At 43.6% G+C, this 17,947-nt stretch carries 14 protein-coding genes; 1 reads left to right on the top strand and 13 read right to left on the bottom strand.

What is annotated here, in order from left to right:
* Positions 1-17: 17 nt before the first annotated feature.
* From G590_RS0112125 to G590_RS0112085, 9 genes are all read right to left on the bottom strand, one after another.
* Entirely contained in the window at positions 18-1,343 is a 1,326-nt protein-coding gene (locus tag G590_RS0112125; RefSeq protein WP_242829776.1) for an MATE family efflux transporter, read from the bottom strand.
* 17 nt (positions 1,344-1,360) lie between these two features.
* A complete protein-coding gene (gene rsmH, locus G590_RS0112120) occupies positions 1,361-2,407 on the bottom strand; it encodes a 16S rRNA (cytosine(1402)-N(4))-methyltransferase RsmH (protein WP_022765936.1) in 1,047 nt (348 codons plus the stop codon).
* Between the two features lie 56 nt (positions 2,408-2,463).
* Positions 2,464-3,648: a nucleotide sugar dehydrogenase gene (locus G590_RS0112115; RefSeq protein WP_022765935.1), complete on the bottom strand. Its 1,185-nt coding sequence runs from the start codon at positions 3,646-3,648 to the stop codon at positions 2,464-2,466.
* Entirely contained in the window at positions 3,645-4,001 is a 357-nt protein-coding gene (locus G590_RS19385) for a PilZ domain-containing protein (protein ID WP_022765934.1), read from the bottom strand. Before G590_RS19385 ends, G590_RS0112115 begins: the two co-directional genes overlap by 4 nt.
* Positions 4,002-4,068: 67 nt before the next feature.
* Positions 4,069-5,130 carry a tRNA preQ1(34) S-adenosylmethionine ribosyltransferase-isomerase QueA gene (gene queA / locus G590_RS0112105; RefSeq protein WP_022765933.1) on the bottom strand — a complete coding sequence of 354 codons (1,062 nt, stop codon included), beginning with the start codon at positions 5,128-5,130 and terminating at the stop codon, positions 4,069-4,071.
* 11 nt (positions 5,131-5,141) lie between these two features.
* On the bottom strand, positions 5,142-6,641 hold the full coding sequence (locus tag G590_RS0112100; RefSeq protein ID WP_022765932.1) for an aminopeptidase: 1,500 nt from the start codon (positions 6,639-6,641) through the stop codon (positions 5,142-5,144).
* 80 nt (positions 6,642-6,721) lie between these two features.
* Entirely contained in the window at positions 6,722-9,142 is a 2,421-nt protein-coding gene (gene pheT, locus G590_RS0112095) for a phenylalanine--tRNA ligase subunit beta (protein WP_022765931.1), read from the bottom strand.
* Between the two features lie 18 nt (positions 9,143-9,160).
* Entirely contained in the window at positions 9,161-10,207 is a 1,047-nt protein-coding gene (gene pheS / locus G590_RS0112090) for a phenylalanine--tRNA ligase subunit alpha (RefSeq protein ID WP_022765930.1), read from the bottom strand.
* A 282-nt stretch (positions 10,208-10,489) separates the two neighbouring features.
* Positions 10,490-12,265, bottom strand: a complete 1,776-nt coding sequence (locus tag G590_RS0112085) for a GGDEF domain-containing protein (RefSeq protein ID WP_022765929.1) — start codon at positions 12,263-12,265, stop codon at positions 10,490-10,492.
* 127 nt (positions 12,266-12,392) lie between these two features.
* Here G590_RS0112085 and G590_RS0112080 point away from each other — a divergent pair, with 127 nt between their 5' ends.
* On the top strand, positions 12,393-13,277 hold the full coding sequence (locus G590_RS0112080; RefSeq protein WP_022765928.1) for a DegV family protein: 885 nt from the start codon (positions 12,393-12,395) through the stop codon (positions 13,275-13,277).
* 51 nt (positions 13,278-13,328) lie between these two features.
* On the opposite strand, the gene G590_RS0112075 is transcribed toward G590_RS0112080, so the two are convergent.
* The 4 genes from G590_RS0112075 to G590_RS0112060 form a co-directional block, all read right to left on the bottom strand.
* Positions 13,329-14,990 (bottom strand): putative bifunctional diguanylate cyclase/phosphodiesterase, encoded by a 1,662-nt coding sequence (locus tag G590_RS0112075; protein WP_022765927.1) that lies wholly within the window; start codon positions 14,988-14,990, stop codon positions 13,329-13,331.
* A gap of 96 nt (positions 14,991-15,086) precedes the next feature.
* Positions 15,087-15,365, bottom strand: coding sequence for an HU family DNA-binding protein (locus G590_RS0112070; protein WP_013280467.1), 279 nt, complete (start codon positions 15,363-15,365; stop codon positions 15,087-15,089).
* 132 nt (positions 15,366-15,497) lie between these two features.
* On the bottom strand, positions 15,498-16,757 hold the full coding sequence (locus G590_RS0112065) for a 6-phosphofructokinase (RefSeq protein WP_022765926.1): 1,260 nt from the start codon (positions 16,755-16,757) through the stop codon (positions 15,498-15,500).
* 86 nt (positions 16,758-16,843) lie between these two features.
* Complete coding sequence (locus G590_RS0112060) at positions 16,844-17,941, bottom strand: endonuclease/exonuclease/phosphatase family protein (RefSeq protein WP_022765925.1); 1,098 nt, start codon at positions 17,939-17,941, stop codon at positions 16,844-16,846.
* Positions 17,942-17,947 lie beyond the last annotated feature (6 nt).

Genomic DNA, 17,947 nt, shown 5'->3' with positions numbered 1-17,947 from the left:
CATATCTGTTCTCCTTGTTATCTCGTAAGGTCTTTGACCCATTTATACTTTCTGACTCTTATCATAACCCACGGGATCTTGCCTACTTCATCCAGGCAGGTGCATGCATAGACCGCCAAAGGTGACCAGTGGAATACAAAGGCTCCGCACAGTGCCAGAGGGATCGCTATCATCCACATGCATACAATAAGGCTGTAGAGGTCAAAAAGCGTATCTCCTCCGCCGTCCAGGACACCGTTTATAGTCACTGTGTTTACGCATCTTCCTATCATGTAAAAAGACATGATGACCATCATCCAGATAAGATAGTCACGAGCCTTGTCGGTAAGGATCACTCCATTGACCACAAGTGGCGTAACCGCCAGAACAATTCCCGTTGAAATAAATCCTATCACAAACGATAGTTTAGTCAGTTTGATTCCATATTTTTTGCCAAGCTCAAGCCTTCCGGCGCCAAGCTCATTGCCCACAATGATTCCTGCAGCACTTCCTATACCGTTACACATACAGCACACAAGGTCTCTTACCACCGCAGCTACGGAATTGGCAGCTGCTGCATCGACACCCATGTGTCCCATTATTGCTGTGTATGACGTAAAGCCTACTCCCCAGCAAAGGCCACCTCCCATGAGAGGCAGGCACTGTCTGAAAAAGTCCTTCACAAGGTCTTTTGACAAAGAAAACATACGCCCAAGGGCAGGCCTTATATAGGTGCTCTTTGTCGATATCAAAAGACATATCGAAAGCTCTATGACTCTTGCGATAGTTGTTGCCAGAGCTGCTCCCTTTGCTTCCATGGCAGGAAGTCCGAAAAGCCCGAAGATAAGTACTGCATTAAAAGCAATGTTGATCACTACCGCTGCTGAGCTTATGAGTGCTCCGGCCTTTACATTCTCAGTTACCTTCATGATAGTAAGGTAGCACTGGGATACACCTGTTATAAGGTATGACCAGCCGGCTATTCTAAGGTATGAACTACCAATGGCAATCAGCTCTTTATCCCCTGCAAATATGGACATGAGTGCCCCGGGGCAAAACTCACACGCTGTAAAAAACAGTATTGATACCATTCCGCAGAACATCAGCATCAGGTCAAATATGTCTTCCAGGGTCCTCTTATCGCCCTTTCCCCAATACTGTGCACCAAGAATAGCTCCGGCAGCTGTTGCAGCCGAGAGGAACATATTCTGCACAAACTGGATCTGAGTGGCAAGAGAAACTGCCGTCATCTGAGCCTGAGCAACACGTCCGAGCATCAGGGCATCACAAGCTGCCACCAGCGCCAGCATCAGGCTCTGGAGAGCAATTGGCAGTGATATTCTTATTAGATTTCTATAAAACATTTTATTGTCATTCATTGTTATTGCGTACTACGTATAGCCCACCTTAGCTTGGTAGACTTGCTCCTTGGGTTTATCCTCTGTTCCTCAGCGGAGGGTCTTGTGACATCCTCTGAGATCTCGCTGTATATTCCTTCTTTGTATAATGCCTTAAAAGATTTCTTTACCAGCCTGTCCTCTCCCGAGTGGAAGGTAAGGATGGCTACTCTTGCTCCCGGATTTAAGATACCCGGAAGCTTTTCAAGAAATGAATACAGCACTTCAAATTCACTGTTTACATCTATTCTCAGGGCCTGAAATACTCTGGCACAGCTCTTTTTGACAGCGTCCTTCTTCTCTTCCTTCGGAACCTTCCAAAGAGCAGCTTCAATAGCCTCTCTGAGAGCTGTTGTTGTATCCATGGCATCGCCCTTCTTCATCAGAGAAAAGACCTTGTCTGCAATCTCCTCTGCATAGGGCTCGTCGGAGTTTTCTATAAGCATTCCCACAAACTCATCCCTTGTGATGTTGTGAAGTCTCTCTGCTGCAGACTCTCCGTGCTCTGGATCAAGACGAAGGTCAAGGGGTCCGTCAATCTTGTATGAAAAGCCCCTCTTCGGATCATCTATCTGCATAGAAGAAACACCAAGATCCGCCAGTACAAAATCAAATTTACCTGCTTCTTCGCAGACTTTATCTATATTGGCAAAGTTGATGAGTCTGAACTTAAATCTGTCCTCATCAAAGCCTGCATCCCGCAGCCTTTCTACAGTCTTTTTTGATTCTATCGGGTCTACATCCAGACCGTATACACAGCCGCTTCCATTGAGCTCTTCCAGCATCTTCCTGGTATGTCCGCCATAGCCAAGGGTACAGTCAAGTCCCTGCTCTCCGGGCTGTATCCTAAGGACCTCCAGGATCTCTTTTACCATAATGGAAATGTGCATTCCTGCAGGAGTTGAGCCCTTGGAAATTACATGGGCTATTGTATCCGCATACTTCTCAGGATTCTGTTCCTTATATTTTTCTTCAAATTTCTTCGGGTACTTGCCCGAGTAGTGAACTCTTCTCTTGTGCTTCTCTTCCATAGTCCCTTTTACCAAAAAGCCTCCTTGGTTATCTGCCAAGGAGGCCAATCAATTCTTTATTCATTACCGAACAGATCCCTTGTGTAAACCTTGTCCACCACGTCCTTGAGCTCGTCTGTAAGGCGGTTTGCGATGATGAAATCACATTCTTTCTTGAACTTATCAAGATCTCTCTCAACTCTTGAATTGAAGAAATCATCATCCTTTAAAGTTGGCTCATAAACCACGCATTCGATACCTCTTGACTTGATACGCTTCATGATGCCCTGGATGGCTGACTGTCTGAAGTTATCCGAGCCTGCCTTCATAGTAAGTCTGTATACACCAACCTTATTGGGGTGAAGGGCCCATACTCTGTCAGCAATAAAGTCCTTCCTGGTCCTGTTGGCATCTACAATGGCCGTAATGAGGTTGTTGGGAACATCCTCATAGTTGGCAAGGAGCTGCTTGGTATCCTTGGGCAGGCAGTATCCGCCATATCCAAAGGATGGATTGTTATAGAAATTACCTACTCTCGGATCAAGACAAACACCGTCAATGATATTTCTGGTGTTGAGGCCTCTCACCTCTGCATAGGTATCAAGCTCGTTAAAGAACGATACACGAAGTGCCAGATATGTATTGGCAAAGAGCTTAACAGATTCAGCCTCAGTACTGTTCATAAACAGAACGCTGACATTCTCTTTGAGTGCTCCCTGCCTTAGAAGATCCGCAAACATGTGGGCCTTCTCAGCTGCTTCCTCGCTCTCCATGTTGTATCCGACAATTATTCTGGACGGATAAAGGTTATCATACAGCGCATGTCCCTCTCTCAAGAACTCGGGAGAAAACATAATATGATCCGTATGATATGTCTCTGACAACTCCTCTGTATATCCTACAGGTATTGTTGACTTGATAATGATGTATGCATCGGGATTCTCTTTCCTGACCTGGTCAACAACGCTGAGGACTGAAGATGTGTCAAAGTAATTGAGCTTCTCGTCATAGTTTGTAGGAGTCGATATAATTACAAAATCTGCATCTTCATAGGCTTCCGAAGCATTAAGTGTTGCACGGAGTCTTAACTCCTTAGTCGATAAATACTCCTCGATCTCCTTGTCTACAATTGGAGATTTCCTGTTATTTATCATTTCTACTTTTTCAGGTATAACGTCAACTGCTGTTACATCGTTATACTGAGATAAAAGGACCGAATTGGATAATCCTACATATCCTGTTCCTACTACTGCTATTTTCATGAATTGTTTTCCTGTTCCTTTAGCTGGTCTTCTACAGTCTCATAGACCTGTATTCTCATAATGTCTGCATCAGGCATTCCGATGAATATTCCGCCGTACTGGAATACGTCGCCAACCTTGGCAGCTCTTACTATCTGTATAAATACATGAAGAACTTCCTTGGTCCAAAGAGTCAAGTTAGCCTCGTAATTGTTTCCGATAGTCAGCTGAACATCAGTTGAAAATCCGATACCGTCTCTTGAACAGTCATGGATCTCAATCTGAGCGGGCTGTGCCTCGTCATTTCCACCAAGTTTCTTGAGAATAAGTTCTCCGGTAAGTCCAAGCCTTTTGTGTTTTCTCTTTTCTTCCATTATGCACCCCCATATGTTGAAGAATTGATAGTAACCTAGCTTCTTTTATTCTAACACATTTAATGCTCTAATGCTCTTTGTCATAGAAAAAGCATGCATCGCCGAAAGAAAAGAACCTGTATCTCTCGCGAATAGCCTCATCATAAGCTGCAAGTACATGCTCTCTGCCTGCCAGTGCAGAAACCAGCATGACAAGGGTTGACTCCGGAAGATGGAAATTAGTGATAAGACAGTCTGTTACCTTAAACTTATATCCCGGATAGATAAAGATTGAGGTATCATCGGATTTCTCCGTAAGTCTTCCGTTTTCATCAGCTGCGCTCTCAATGGTCCTGCAGCTGGTGGTGCCGACGCAGATAACTCTGTGACCTGACTCTTTTGCCTTATTAATCTTCTCAGCAGCCTCAGCTGTAACCTGATACCACTCGGAATGCATTATGTGTTCCTTGACATTGGTAACCTTGACCGGTCTGAAGGTACCCAGACCAACATGAAGAGTTACAAACGCAAGATCAACACCCTTATCCTGAATTTTCTGAAGAAGCTCATTGGTAAAATGAAGTCCGGCTGTAGGGGCTGCTGCCGATCCGTCATACTTGGCATATACCGTCTGGTACATGTTCTTGTCCTGAAGCTTGTGGGTGATGTAGGGAGGAAGCGGCATCTCGCCGAGTTTATCCAAAACCTCTTCCCATATTCCATCGTAAAAGAACTTTACCAGTCTGTTACCGTCTTCTACAACCTCAGTTATCTCCGCGGTGAGGATACCATCGCCAAAGCTTACTCTTGCTCCCGGGCGGAGCTTTTTGCCCGGCTTAACAAGGCACTCCCAGAGATCTGCTCCTCTTCTCTTAAGAAGCAGAATCTCTACCGCAGCGCCTGTTTCTTCCTTGACACCAAGAAGCCTTGCAGGGATAACCTTGGTATTATTGAGAACAAGGCAGTCCCCGGGCTCTAAATAGTTAATTATCTCGCTGAATACGTGATGCTCTACTTCTCCGGTCTTTTTATCCACAGTAAGAAGTCTGCACTCATCTCTTCTTAAAAGAGGATCCTGTGCAATAAGTTCCTGTGGAAGATCGAAGTAGTAATCCGCTGTACTCAGTCCAATTTCTTTGTTTTCACTCATTATTTTCTATATTACTCGTTTCTAAAATCAATGTTCTGAAGGAATGATACATATCCTCTGTATGCTTCGTAAAGGTCAGCCTTGCTGATAGCCTCCCATGGTGCGTGCATGTTAAGAACTGCAACACCGGCATCAATAACGTTCATACCATAGAGCGCAAGGATATAAGCGATGGTTCCGCCGCCGCCGACATCAACCTTACCAAGCTCAGCTGTCTGATAAACGATCTTGTCCTTCTCGTAAGCCTTTCTGATCTCTGCGATGAACTCAGCGTTTGCATCGTTTGAACCTGACTTACCACGGGATCCTGTAAACTTGCTGAATACAAGTCCGCCTCCGAGATAGGAAGCATTCTTTTTCTCAAAGCATGAAGCGTAGCTAGGATCAAAGCCTGCGTTAACATCAGATGAGAGCATGCAGGAATTTGCAAGGCATCTTCTGAGGGCAAGGTCATTGTAACCTTCCTTCGTAAGGTTCATAAGCTCAGCAACTGCATTCTCAAAGAAGTGAGATCTCATGCCTGTTGCGCCAACTGATCCGATCTCCTCTTTATCAACAAGGATACAGCAGGATGTTCTCTTTACATTCTTGACATCAAGGATAGCTCTCATTGAAGGATAAGCACATACCCTGTCATCATGTCCATATCCAAGGATCATTGATCTGTCAAAGCCGGCATCTCTTGCCTTACCTGCAGGAACGATCTCAAGCTCAGCTGAAATGAAGTCATCCTCTGTGATTCCGTAGAGGTCATTAAGGATTGCTACGATTCCACGCTTTACAGCTCCTGAAAGCTTACCACTCTCATCCTTTTCTGCCTTCTCTGCATCGATTGCATACTGCTCGCCTGCTGAGAGCTTTGTATTCTTCTTGGCAGCCTTTTCCTTCTCATCCTTCTCGATCACAAAAGGTCTGTTTCCTACAATAAGGTCAAGAGCTTCACCCTCGATAACATTTGAAGCCTTTTTGGCCATCTGATCCTGAGCAAGGTGAATAAGAAGGTCTGATACGAAGAATACAGGATCATCCTCGTCCTCACCGACATTAAGCTGTACTGTTGTGCCGTCTGTCTTAACGATTACGCCGTGGATTGCAAGAGGCATTGCAACATACTGATACTTCTTGATCCCGCCGTAGTAATGTGTATCAAGGTATGCGATCTGGCTGTCCTCGTAAAGAGGGTTCTGCTTAACATCAAGTCTTGGAGAATCAATGTGTGCACCAAGGATGTTCATACCTGCTTCCATTGGATCTGATCCGATCTGGAACATGGCAATTGACTTGTTCATCCATACGGAGTAAACCTTATCGCCCTTTTTAAGCTTGGTCTTGCCTCCGATCAAAGTATTAAGCTCTCTGTAGCCTGCTGCCTCAATCTCATTGACAATGGTATCGATAGCTTCTCTCTCAGTCTTGGAATTATCAAGGAATACCTTGTACTGATCTGCAAACTTATCAACAGCCTTGAGCTGAGTAGCATTATAAGTTGTCCATGCGTTTATTCTATTCATAAAAACTCCTTTCGAATTAAAAATAGTCATTGCTAACTGAAGCAATGACTATTTTAACACCTGTTAAGGTTTCAATCAAATTAACTTCTGATTTCAATTCCCATGGTAAATGAGAGCTTTCTGAGCATCTTGTCTACATATCCGTTTATAGCCTCATCGGTAAGCTCTTCATCCTTAGGAGTGAAGGTGATCGTGAAGGCCATGCTCTTCTTGGTAGGAGGAATAGGAAGTCCCTCGTATACGTCAAAGAGCTTAACATCTGTTACATACTTGCAAGAGCCATAGATAGCATCCTCAACCTCTCCGCAGGTAACTGTCTTGTCCATGATAAGGGCAAGGTCACGCTTAACGATTGCGAACTTTGAAAGCGGCTCAAATACAGGAGTCTTGCCATAGTACTTATCAAGAAGTGAAAGATCGATCTCGCAGATGTAAGCAGGGATTCTCATGTCTGTCTCATCCTGGATCTCATATGTGATCTGTCCGAGGTATCCGACCTCTTCTCCTTCGCAAAGGATCTTGGCAGTTCTGTATGGGTGAAGGAATGTCCTTGCCCCCTGCTCATACTTAAAGCTTATATGAAGAGCATCTGCAACATTCTCAGCAAGTCCCTTTAATGTGAAGATATCCTCTCCCTCACCGAAGATACCGATGCAAAGTGTAGCCTTCTCATCAGGATATTCTGTAAGTGGAAGTGACTTTGGAACAAATCTGTTACCAAGCTCAAAAAGTCTTCCCTCAAGAGTTCCTTTCTTCTGGTTTCTTGCTATAGCGTGGATCATCTGCGCTGCAAGAGTTGTTCTCATGATTGAAAGATCTTCATTTATAGGATTAAGGATCCTTATGGCTTCTCTCTCAGGTGCATCCTCTGCAAATCCCAAAAGATCGAGATCACTGGGTGAGAAGAATGAGTAATGCATGCACTCAAATGCGCCCTGTGCACAAAGAGCTCTCTTGATCCTGAGTTCAGTCTTCTGTTTAAGGTTCCTTCCTCCGACTGTAACATTGCAGTCCTTAAGGAATGTAGCCTCAACGTGATCATATCCGTACATACGGATAAGCTCTTCTGCAATATCAGGATAGTCTTCCATATCCTCACGATATGCAGGAATCTTAATGGTGAGTTCATCACCGTTTATGACAGGCTCAAAGCTTAAGTTTGTAAGAATTCTCTTGATCTCATCTGTAGGAACTTCAATACCGAGAACTCCGTTTACCTTCTTTATGGAAGCCTTCATCTCTTTCTTCTCAAGGCTGTTTCCGGTATTGATATCTACGTGAGTTTTGGATACCTTACCTGCACCAAGCTCCTCGATAAGGTGAAGGGCTCTCTTCATGGCGATAACAGTTGTGTATTCGTAAACACCCTTTGCAAAAGCAGCTGATGAATCGGATGACTGTCCCAGTGCTCTTGAGCTCTTACGGATATTGTCACGCATGAACTTGGCAGCCTCAAAGGTTACTGTAGTTGTTGTATCACGGATCTCTGAGTTAAGACCTCCCATGATACCTGCAAGAGCTACAGGCTTAACGCCGTCACAGATTACAAGATTGTCTGTTGTGAGCTCAAACTCGTTCTCATCAAGAGTTACAATTTTCTCGCCCTGCTTGGCACGTCTTACAACGATCTTATTTCCCTCAAGAAAGTTGCCGTCAAAGGCATGCATAGGCTGTCCGAGCTCTCTCATAATATAGTTTGTGATATCAACGATATTATTGATCGCGTTATTGCCTACCATGGCAAGTCTTCTCTTCATCCAAAGAGGGCTCTCACCGAGTTTTACATCATATACATAGTGTCCGATATATCTTGGGCAAAGATCGGGATCTTCTACGGTTACGCTAAATCCTTCATTTTCAACGTCTGTCTCTGTGTAGGACAGGTCAATCTCTTTTAAAGGTTTATCAAGCGCAGCAGCAACCTCTCTTGCAAGGCCGTAGATACTCTGGCAGTCAGGTCTGTTTGCTGTAATTGAAACATCAAAGATCCAGTCATCAAGACCAAGGATAGGCTTAACATCTGCGCCAACCTCTGTATCCTCAGGGAAAACAAGAAGGCCGTTGTAACCTGCTCCCGGATACATATCCTCGCTTACTCCGAGCTCAACGCCTGAACAGAGCATACCCTCTGAATCATAGCCGCGAAGCTTGCCCTTCTTGATTGTAGCAACACCGATAACTGTCACATGGTCTCTCTCGGTTTCAATAACTGTAGCGCCTACAAGAGCCAGAGGATACTTGCCTCCTGCCTGAACGTTGTCTGCTCCGCAGCATACCTGGAAAGTTCCATGCTCACCTGCATTTACTGTACATACATGAAGATGTGTCTCGGGAATAGGCTCGCAGGTCTCAACCTGACCAACTACAACCTTGGATATGTCTTTTCCCACTTCCCAGCACTCTTCAACTTCAAATCCACAGTCGAAAAGCTTCTTCTCAAGTTCTTTTGGTTCGATATCTATATCAACAAAATCTTTAAGCCAACTTAAAGGTACTAACATGTTTGTTTTCCTCCTGAATTATTCGTAGTGATCAATCTGCTTAAGAACATCAATGTCTGACTCATATAAAAGCTTGATGTTGTTGATGCCGTATTTGAGCATTGTTGCACGCTCGATACCGATACCAAAAGCAAATCCGCTGTACTCTTCTGAATCGATTCCGCAGTTCTCCAAAACCTTCTTGTTAACTACACCTGCTCCGAGAACCTCAATCCAGCCGGTACCCTTACAGAGGTTACATCCCTTTCCACCGCATGCAAAGCAGCTGCAGTCGACCTCTACTGAAGGCTCTGTGAACGGGAAGTATGACGGACGAAGTCTTGTTGTTGTTCCCTCACCGAAGATCTTCTGAGCAAAGGTCTCCAAAGCGCCCTTCAGGTCGCAGAGTGTAACATTCTTGTCAACTACAAGGCCTTCCATCTGTGAGAACATAGGTGAATGAGTTGCATCATCATCTGAACGGAAAACCTTACCCGGAGATAAAATCTTGATCGGAGGCTTCTTGTTCTCCATTACGTGGATCTGACCTGATGAAGTCTGTGTTCTGAGCAGGAACTCAGGGCTTAAGTAGAATGTATCCTGCATATCCCTTGCAGGGTGATCGGCAGGAGTATTGAGGGCTGTGAAATTGTAGTAGTCATTCTCAATCTCTGTGCCTTCATAAATTTCAAATCCCATTCCTGCAAAAATATCGATAAGAGTCTCTCTCATCTGTGTTACAGGATGAAGATTACCCTGATAACGCATCTTGGCAGGCATTGTTACATCCTGCTTCTCTCTCTCGTATCTTGCCCTCAGCTCTTTCTCTTTCATCTTCTTGTCGAGTTCATCAAAGTGCTCGAGAGCCCATGTCTTAAGTTCATTAACATTTTTGCCGTATTCAGCACGATCCTCTGCGGCAATATTCTTCATCTCCTTCATAAGAGCAGAGATCTTGCCGCCCTTGTTGTCCAAAAAGCTCTTTCTCAGCTCATAAACAAGCTTAGAGCTGTCCAGCTTCTCGGAACTGGCTTTGATTTCTTCACGAATCGCTTCAATTTGCTGATGTAATGCGCTGTTTTCCAAATTTCCTTCCTCCTGAAAAATAATGTACACTCTACACAAGACAATAAAAAAGCCCTTGCGTAGCGTAAATCTACACAAGGGACGAATTGATCGCGGTACCACCCTTATTCCTGACCATAGGTCAGACACTCATTTTAAATGTATGCTCCGGTGCGAAATTTCCAATATATCCTGATCTTATGGAGCTTCCAGCCGATGACTCCAATTCTCTGTAAGAAGAATATATCTTCTCGGGCAATCGCCCACACCATCATTGCACTTAAATATTTAACTTAAACTATTTTATTTTGCAAAAGAGCTTTTGTCAATGGCATTGTTTTTACACCGGCAGCATGCCAAAATATCTCCAAAACCTCTGTAATACTTGTAGTGCATTTCATTCCACTGCGTATACTTGCCTATACTTGAGATCAGCATAACACATTCATTGTCATCTGCATCGCTAAAGCATATAAACATGAAAGAATACACACCGATTTCTTTTAAATGTATCTTAAAGGCCTCTGCCTGAGGCGGCATATGATCGATCTTGTTGACCACTATGAATTTCCTTCCGGCCATATATTTGTCTTTTACCGGAGAATTCAGAAAGCCTGTGAGCATATCCCTGGAGGCTGTATCACAGATATTATCCGTTCCGGCAGAATAGCGAAATTCAAATGGTTTTCCTACAAACAGCTGAATATGCTGAATTCCAAAGTTTACAGCAAACTCATCTATAAGATTCTCAACTGAAGCTCCCGGGCCATGGAGAACAGTATCAAACATATTGATAAGCATATCTCCGTAAGAAAGTTCTCCTCTGTCATTGAACTTCCTGGTAGTCATGGTCTTGGCCATGATCTCATCGAAAGAAGCATGCTTCTCGGGAGTATAGATTATATATCTGTTCCTGCCCTTCTCCTTGGCCAGATACAGGCAATAATCGGCAACCATGAATACATCCTCATAACTTGTTGCATCTTTTGGATACGTAGCCGTACCGATAGACAGAGTAAGTGGTGAGTTTCCATCAGCACCTTTGTCCGGGAAGCTCTCTTTTACAACATCAAACATACGCCTGAGGTGATCTCTTAAATCAGTCTCATCCTCTACATTGTAGAAAACAACAAGAAACTCATCTCCTCCGAATCTGCCTGCAATACCGCTATTTCCAACCTCAGCAGCGATGATATCCGCAACTCTTTTTATAACTGTATCGCCAAACTGATGGCCGTAAGTATCATTTATATTCTTGAAGAAATCGATATCAATTATTGCCAGTGTCGTTCCTTCGAGCTTTCTGTCATCAATCCTCTCCTGAGCAATCCTTGTAATATCCGCTTTATCCACAAGCCCTGTCAGGGAATCGCGTTTAATACTGGAAGCCACAATCTTACCATTGCCGTTTCCCACATGAATGTGACCAACCACACTCTCTGTTCCCTTATAGAAAAAGACATATGCTCCTTCCATAAGGGAGACTGTATATCCGCTGTCATCGTTTAAAACATTTGAATCAACCCTTGATGAAAACCTTCCGGTCTTACTCTTCATCTGGCCGATAAAATTCTTAACCGCTTTTTGCGATTTGACAGGAATCCCGTCACACAAAAGCGCTTCAAACTCTTCACTTGAATATAGTCCCGCGTCAAACTTGGCAATATCGGTATTGAAAACTCCCACAACATCAGTCTCGGGATCGTATTCAAAAAACACATCTTCGTACAGGTCAAGCTGGGCCCTGAGTGAAGATGAAAGTCTTATAAGTTCATCATGAGTTTCCAGGAGCTCATCCAGGCTTACCAGGATAAGCTTTATATTACTGCTTCCCTTCTTCCTTAATGCCTTAATATAAAACAGCGGAGTCTCATCACCTATGATTATTCTTGCAGGAAACCACTTGCCATCTGCCAGCTCAAGCTTTTTTACAAAGTTCTCCCTGTACTTATCGGTTACACGCTCTTCCAGTGCACCATCATTAATCCCGGAAAAGATCTTCCTGGCTTTGTCGTCACACTCTAAAAGAACATGACTGTCATCTGTTAGCACCACTTCAATAAAGCTGTAATCTTTCATAGATTTTCTCCGCACGAATCAAGGTTACGCTCTAATTATAATAAAAAAAAAGCCTTGTTGCTAGTTATGCCACAATAATGTTATTATAAGCTAGATGTTTATCATTATTTCGGAGGATTAACTCACTATGGATTACGTATTAAGCTGTTGTTCTACTGCCGATCTTACAGCAGAACATTTTAAAGAAAGAGATATCAGCTACGTCTGCTTCCATTTCAATATTGACGGAAAAGATTATCCTGATGACCTTGGCATCTCCTATCCTTTCAAGGATTTCTATGCTGCCATGGCCAAAGGCGCCATGACCAAGACTTCACAGGTCAGCGTCGGTGAATATGTTGACTACTTTGAGCCTATACTCAAGGAAGGCAAAGATATTCTTCACTTAACCTTAAGTTCCGGAATATCAGGAACACTTAACTCAGCTACAATTGCAAGGGATCAGCTCAGGGACAAATACCCGGACAGAAAGCTATATGTTGTTGATTCACTTGCAGCATCTGCAGGATACGGACTTGTTATGAACAAGCTTGCAGATCTTCGTGACAGCGGAATGAGCATCGATGAGCTCTATGAATGGGTAATCGAGCACAGACTTGAATGCCAGCACTGGTTCTTTGTATCAGATCTTACATATCTCGTAAGGGGCGGACGAGTTTCCAAGGCAGCCGGAATCATCGGCGGAGCCCTTAAGATCTGTCCTCTCCTTAATGTTGATTATCAGGGAAGACTTATTGTTCGTTCCAAACTTCGCGGAATCAACGCAGCCATGAAGGCTCAGGTAGCCAAAATGGAAGAGCTTGCCGAGAATGGTCTTGATTATGACGGCGACTGCTATATTTCAAACTCAGACTGCTATGATGAAGCAAGAGCTGTTGCAGATCTTATTGAATCCAAGTTCCATAACTTAAAGGGCAAGGTTAAGATTGTAAGCATCGGAACCACCATCGGAAGCCACACAGGCCCGGGTACCGTTGCACTGTTCTTCTGGGGCGGCAAGAGAGTCGACTAAAGATACGCAAATTAAAACGCTGACTGATTTGATTTTCAGTCAGCGTTATTTTTATTCATCATATACGCCCTTTTGAAGTCTCTTTTCAAAGTCTTTCTTGGGCATCGGGTTGTCGTACAAAAATCCCTGAACCACATGACAGCCTACATTCTTAAGAAGCTGTGTCTGATCCGGTCTCTCAACTCCCTCTGTAACCACATCTATTCCAAGTTCATTGGCCATGGCCACAATGTTCCTGAGTACTATCTCATCGCTGGTATTGAGTTCGTCGTTATTGATAAAAGACCTGTCGATCTTGATTACAGAAACAGGAAAATCTCTCAGCGTTGACAGCGATGAATAACCTGTTCCAAAATCATCTATAGCTGTGGAGATCTCGGCATCCTTGAGTCTGGATAAAAAGTTTGTCATAAGAACGCGCTCGTCCTCACTGGCAGTCTCTGTAACCTCAATCTCAATATATTTCCTGTCTATACCAAAGCTGTCGATTGTCTCCAATATCTCTTTGGCCAGATCCTTGTATGTAAGATCTCTTCTGGAGAAATTGACTGATACAGGTACAGGTGTGATCCCGTTATCAATCCACTCCTTGATAAACTCACAGGTCTTCTTGAGGACATAAAGATCAAGGGATGCCACCATACCCTCCTGTTCCAGGATGGGCACAAATTCCGTAGGATAAAGAACTATTCCGTTGCAGAACCATCTTGCAAGAGACTCAGCACCTACTATCTTGCCTGTCTCTGTATCAACCTTGGGCTGAAGATAGATTCTGAACTCATCGTTGGCCAGAGCCTCCTCATATCTGTCCTCAATCTGCTTCTGACGATATATTCTGGTGCTCATAGCCTTATTAACAAATACATAGGGCTTATTGGCCACATTCTTGGCATAATTACAAGCCATACCGGCTCTGGAGATCACCTGTCCGGGGCTTGTCATGGACTCATCAATTGCGTAAACACCGGCAACTGCCGAGATTGTAAATACATCTCTCTTGTCATTCTTGTAGCCGAAAACAGGAATGGCAGATATGTATTTAAGAAACGCTTTGGTCCTCTCCTTCTTGATGAGAGCCGTGTAGTTGTCACCTCCGAAATGGGCAACAATCTCATCAGGCTCACAAAACTCATTGAGCTTTTTGGCATAGCGCTTCATTATCTCATCGCCTTCCTGTATGCCGTATCTGCGGCTTATAAGACCAAAGCTCTTGAGATTAAGGAAAAAAGCGTCATATTTCATTATCTGACCGATTGAAAACTTCTCTCTGACAAAAGCCAGAAAGCCACCGGAATTGGGCAGTCCTGTAAGATATTGAGTAAATGCGCTTTTCTTGACAATGTTAATAAGCAGGAACCTCTCCATGTGAAAAGATAAAACATCCATGATCAGAGAAAAATTCCTGTACTCCGCATCATTCCATCTTCTATTGTCATGAGTATAGACAAAATAAGTAACAGTCCTCTCGCCGGACATATTGCTCTTAAATATATAATCGGGCTCTTCATTTTGGACAGCTGGACCAAACAGAGGAATGATAGTATCCGGCTCACCGGCCTTATCCGAATCGGGCTTAAAAGAAACAACGGAAACGATAGAACGAATAGAGTAATCCTTGGAAAGATCAGCCAGTGCGCTGGGAGTGATCTCCGGGGTTACCTCTTCTTCTGACAATATTTGAACAAAATTTTCAAAGCTTTTTTCAAATGACATTAACCTAGTCCCGCCCGATAATGTGAATATATACACATAATAACACAATAAAAAAAGACTGTGCAATAACGCACAGCCTTTTTCCTATAGTAAAAATTATTTCTTGTTAACAAGATCCTTAAGAGCCTTACCAGCCTTGAACTTAGGTGCTACAGAAGCAGGAATCTTGATGGCAGCGCCAGTCTGAGGATTCTTACCTGTTCTAGCTGCTCTCTTTGTTGTCTCGAATGTACCGAAGCCAACAAGCTGAACCTTACCCTTTTTCTTGAGCTCCTTTGTTACAGTGTCTGTGAAAGCGTTCAGTGCTGCAGCCGCATCCTTCTTAGAAAGTCCAGCTTCCTTTGCGATTGCATCGATAAGTTCTGTCTTATTCATTTGGTTTCCCTCCAAAAAAGAAATTATTTACTACATTGCCTATTCTACTATAGTTTTGTACCATAAACAAGGTTTTATCAAGTTTTTAGTACAATTTCTGTCTTTTTGTTCAGAAAATTCAAGTATTTCAGGTTACAGAATGTCCTGGAAGCCAGGTCTGTAAAGGTGTCTCGGGATACCATCTACCATGATAGGTCCTACATCACCCTGAATAAGAGGTCTTACATAAGTAATGAACTCGTTTGTTACATATGTGCCATCCTTGTTGATCCACTCTCTCGGAACCACACGCTCGTCATTGGCAATCTTATGAACATCCTTAACCTCTGTTCCGGCCTGATAAGGATCATCTGAAAGTCTCTGGATAACAACCATCTTGCCGCTGTCGCCTTCGTCAGCAGCCTTCATAGCTGCACCACCAACCTCATAAGCCTCAAGGATATCTACACGTGATGCACAGTGGCTTGCTGCTCTCTGAAGAGTAGAAAGCTCGATAGGACGAGTCTTGCATCCGCACTCCTTGGAAACAACTTCGCAGAGATATCTTGCTGTTCCTGAAAGCTGCTTGTGTCCGAAAGCATCAACATAGTCAATGTTGTTTCCAAGTTCGCTTACATACTTGCCGTCCTTGGTCCTGATACCTTCTGAAACAGCAACAACTACAGAAGCCTTGCTCTTTAAGAGCGCTTTGATCTTCTTGAGGAATGCATCCATATCAAATGGAAGCTCAGGAAGATAGATTGCATCAGGTCCGTCACAGTCCTCACCCTTTGCAAGAGCTGTAGCGCCTGTAAGCCATCCGGCATTTCTTCCCATAACCTCAACGATGATAACCTGTCCGCTTGTAGTCTCCAGTGACCAGCTGTCTCTGATGATCTCTTTTACGGAAGTTCCGATGTACTTGGCTGCTGAGCCGTAACCCGGAGTATGATCTGTAAGCGCCAGATCGTTGTCAATTGTCTTAGGGCAGCCTACAAATCTGATGTTTGAACCTGAAATGATGGCGTAATCCGAAAGCTTCTTGATGGTGTCCATTGAATCGTTACCACCGATGTAGATGAAGCAGTCAATCTGAAGCTTATCGAGAATCTCAAATATCTTCTCGTAAATCTCTTTGCTCTCAAAAATCTCAGGAAGTTTGAATCTGCATGATCCGAGATAAGCTGAAGGTGTTCTCTTCAAAAGCTCGATATCAAGACCTGACTGAATATGATCAGAAAGATCAACATATCTGCCTTCCATAAGCCCCTGAACACCGTGGATCATTCCATAGACCTTCTTGTATCCACGGTCTATAGCAGTCCTGTATACTCCTGCCAGCGATGAATTGATAGCCGCTGTAGGTCCTCCCGACTGTCCAACAATTACGTTTCGTTTTGCCTTGTGTACCATTAACTCCTGTCCCCTTTCAAAATATATAGTTGCTAAAAAACCTTATCTAATATTATATGCGATTAAACGTTTACTGTCACGAAAAATCAGCGAAGTTTGAAGTCCATGACCACAGGATTATGGTCGCTGCAAACAAAGCCAAGATCCTCTGTGTACATCTGCTCAACTTCGATGTTCTTTGAAACAATAAAGCCATCGATCACATAATATTGGAAATCACTGTAATCCCTGCTCGGCGCAGAAACAAGAATTTTGTCCAAAGACCTGCAGGTCGGAACCTCAGGATCGGCCAAAAATCTGAAATCATCCCCAAACTCGGCGACATCGATAACCGGTGCCTGCCAGATCCCATCCAGTGCAGCATATTTCCCAGTATCAACGTTGGAAAACTGCTGATTAAAATCACCTCCTGCAATAACGTAATTACCCTTCTCAAACTCATCAATCAGAATCTGCTTAAGCAGCTTGGTCTGAGCTATCTTACCCTCACCCGAATCATAGGCCTCCAGGTGAAAATTGATAATAACCAGTTCTCTGTCACTTCCCTCTATAGGCATTCTGATCTCCTGCAGTCCTCTCTTGAGGTTAATAGTTCTGAGCGGCCATTTGAAGGGACAAGGAAGTGCTATCCTCTCTGCTGAATCTATAGCGAACTTACTAAATGTCGCCAGCCCACTATGAACTTTGCCTATAGGAGGTATAGGAAGCGGTACAAAACTGACCTTATAGTTGTATGAAAAGAGATTCTGATTTTGAAATACATCAGCTTCAGAATGCTCTGCAAGATACTGAGGTTCATTGATAAAACGCGCTCTTGCTGAGCTTACATCCGTTTCCTGTGTAATTAAAATATCAGGCGCTATTTTATCAACCTCTGCATCAATGTCATCCAGATTCTGACTGACTCTCTCCTCATCGGCGGTGTAAACCATCGTACCTCCGTCCATGAAGAAATCGCTGTTGTCTCCAAGCGCTCCATACCCGATATTCCAGCTCATTATTCGTATACTCTTGCTCTTGGAGACGGCATTTCCCGGTTCTCCTGCTATTTGCAGGTTCTCCACTTCCTCAGGTCTGTATTCATCAACCGTCAGATATGCGAATAATGTAACCCACGCAAAGATGAATAACAAAACAAATATAAGAAATGCAGTTATAACTTTCTTCATCAAAGAATTTTTCATGTTTTC

Origin of the sequence: Butyrivibrio sp. XPD2006 (genome assembly GCF_000420865.1) — a bacterium.
GTDB lineage: Bacteria > Bacillota > Clostridia > Lachnospirales > Lachnospiraceae > Butyrivibrio.
This window is presented reverse-complemented; position numbering and strand designations above follow the sequence as displayed.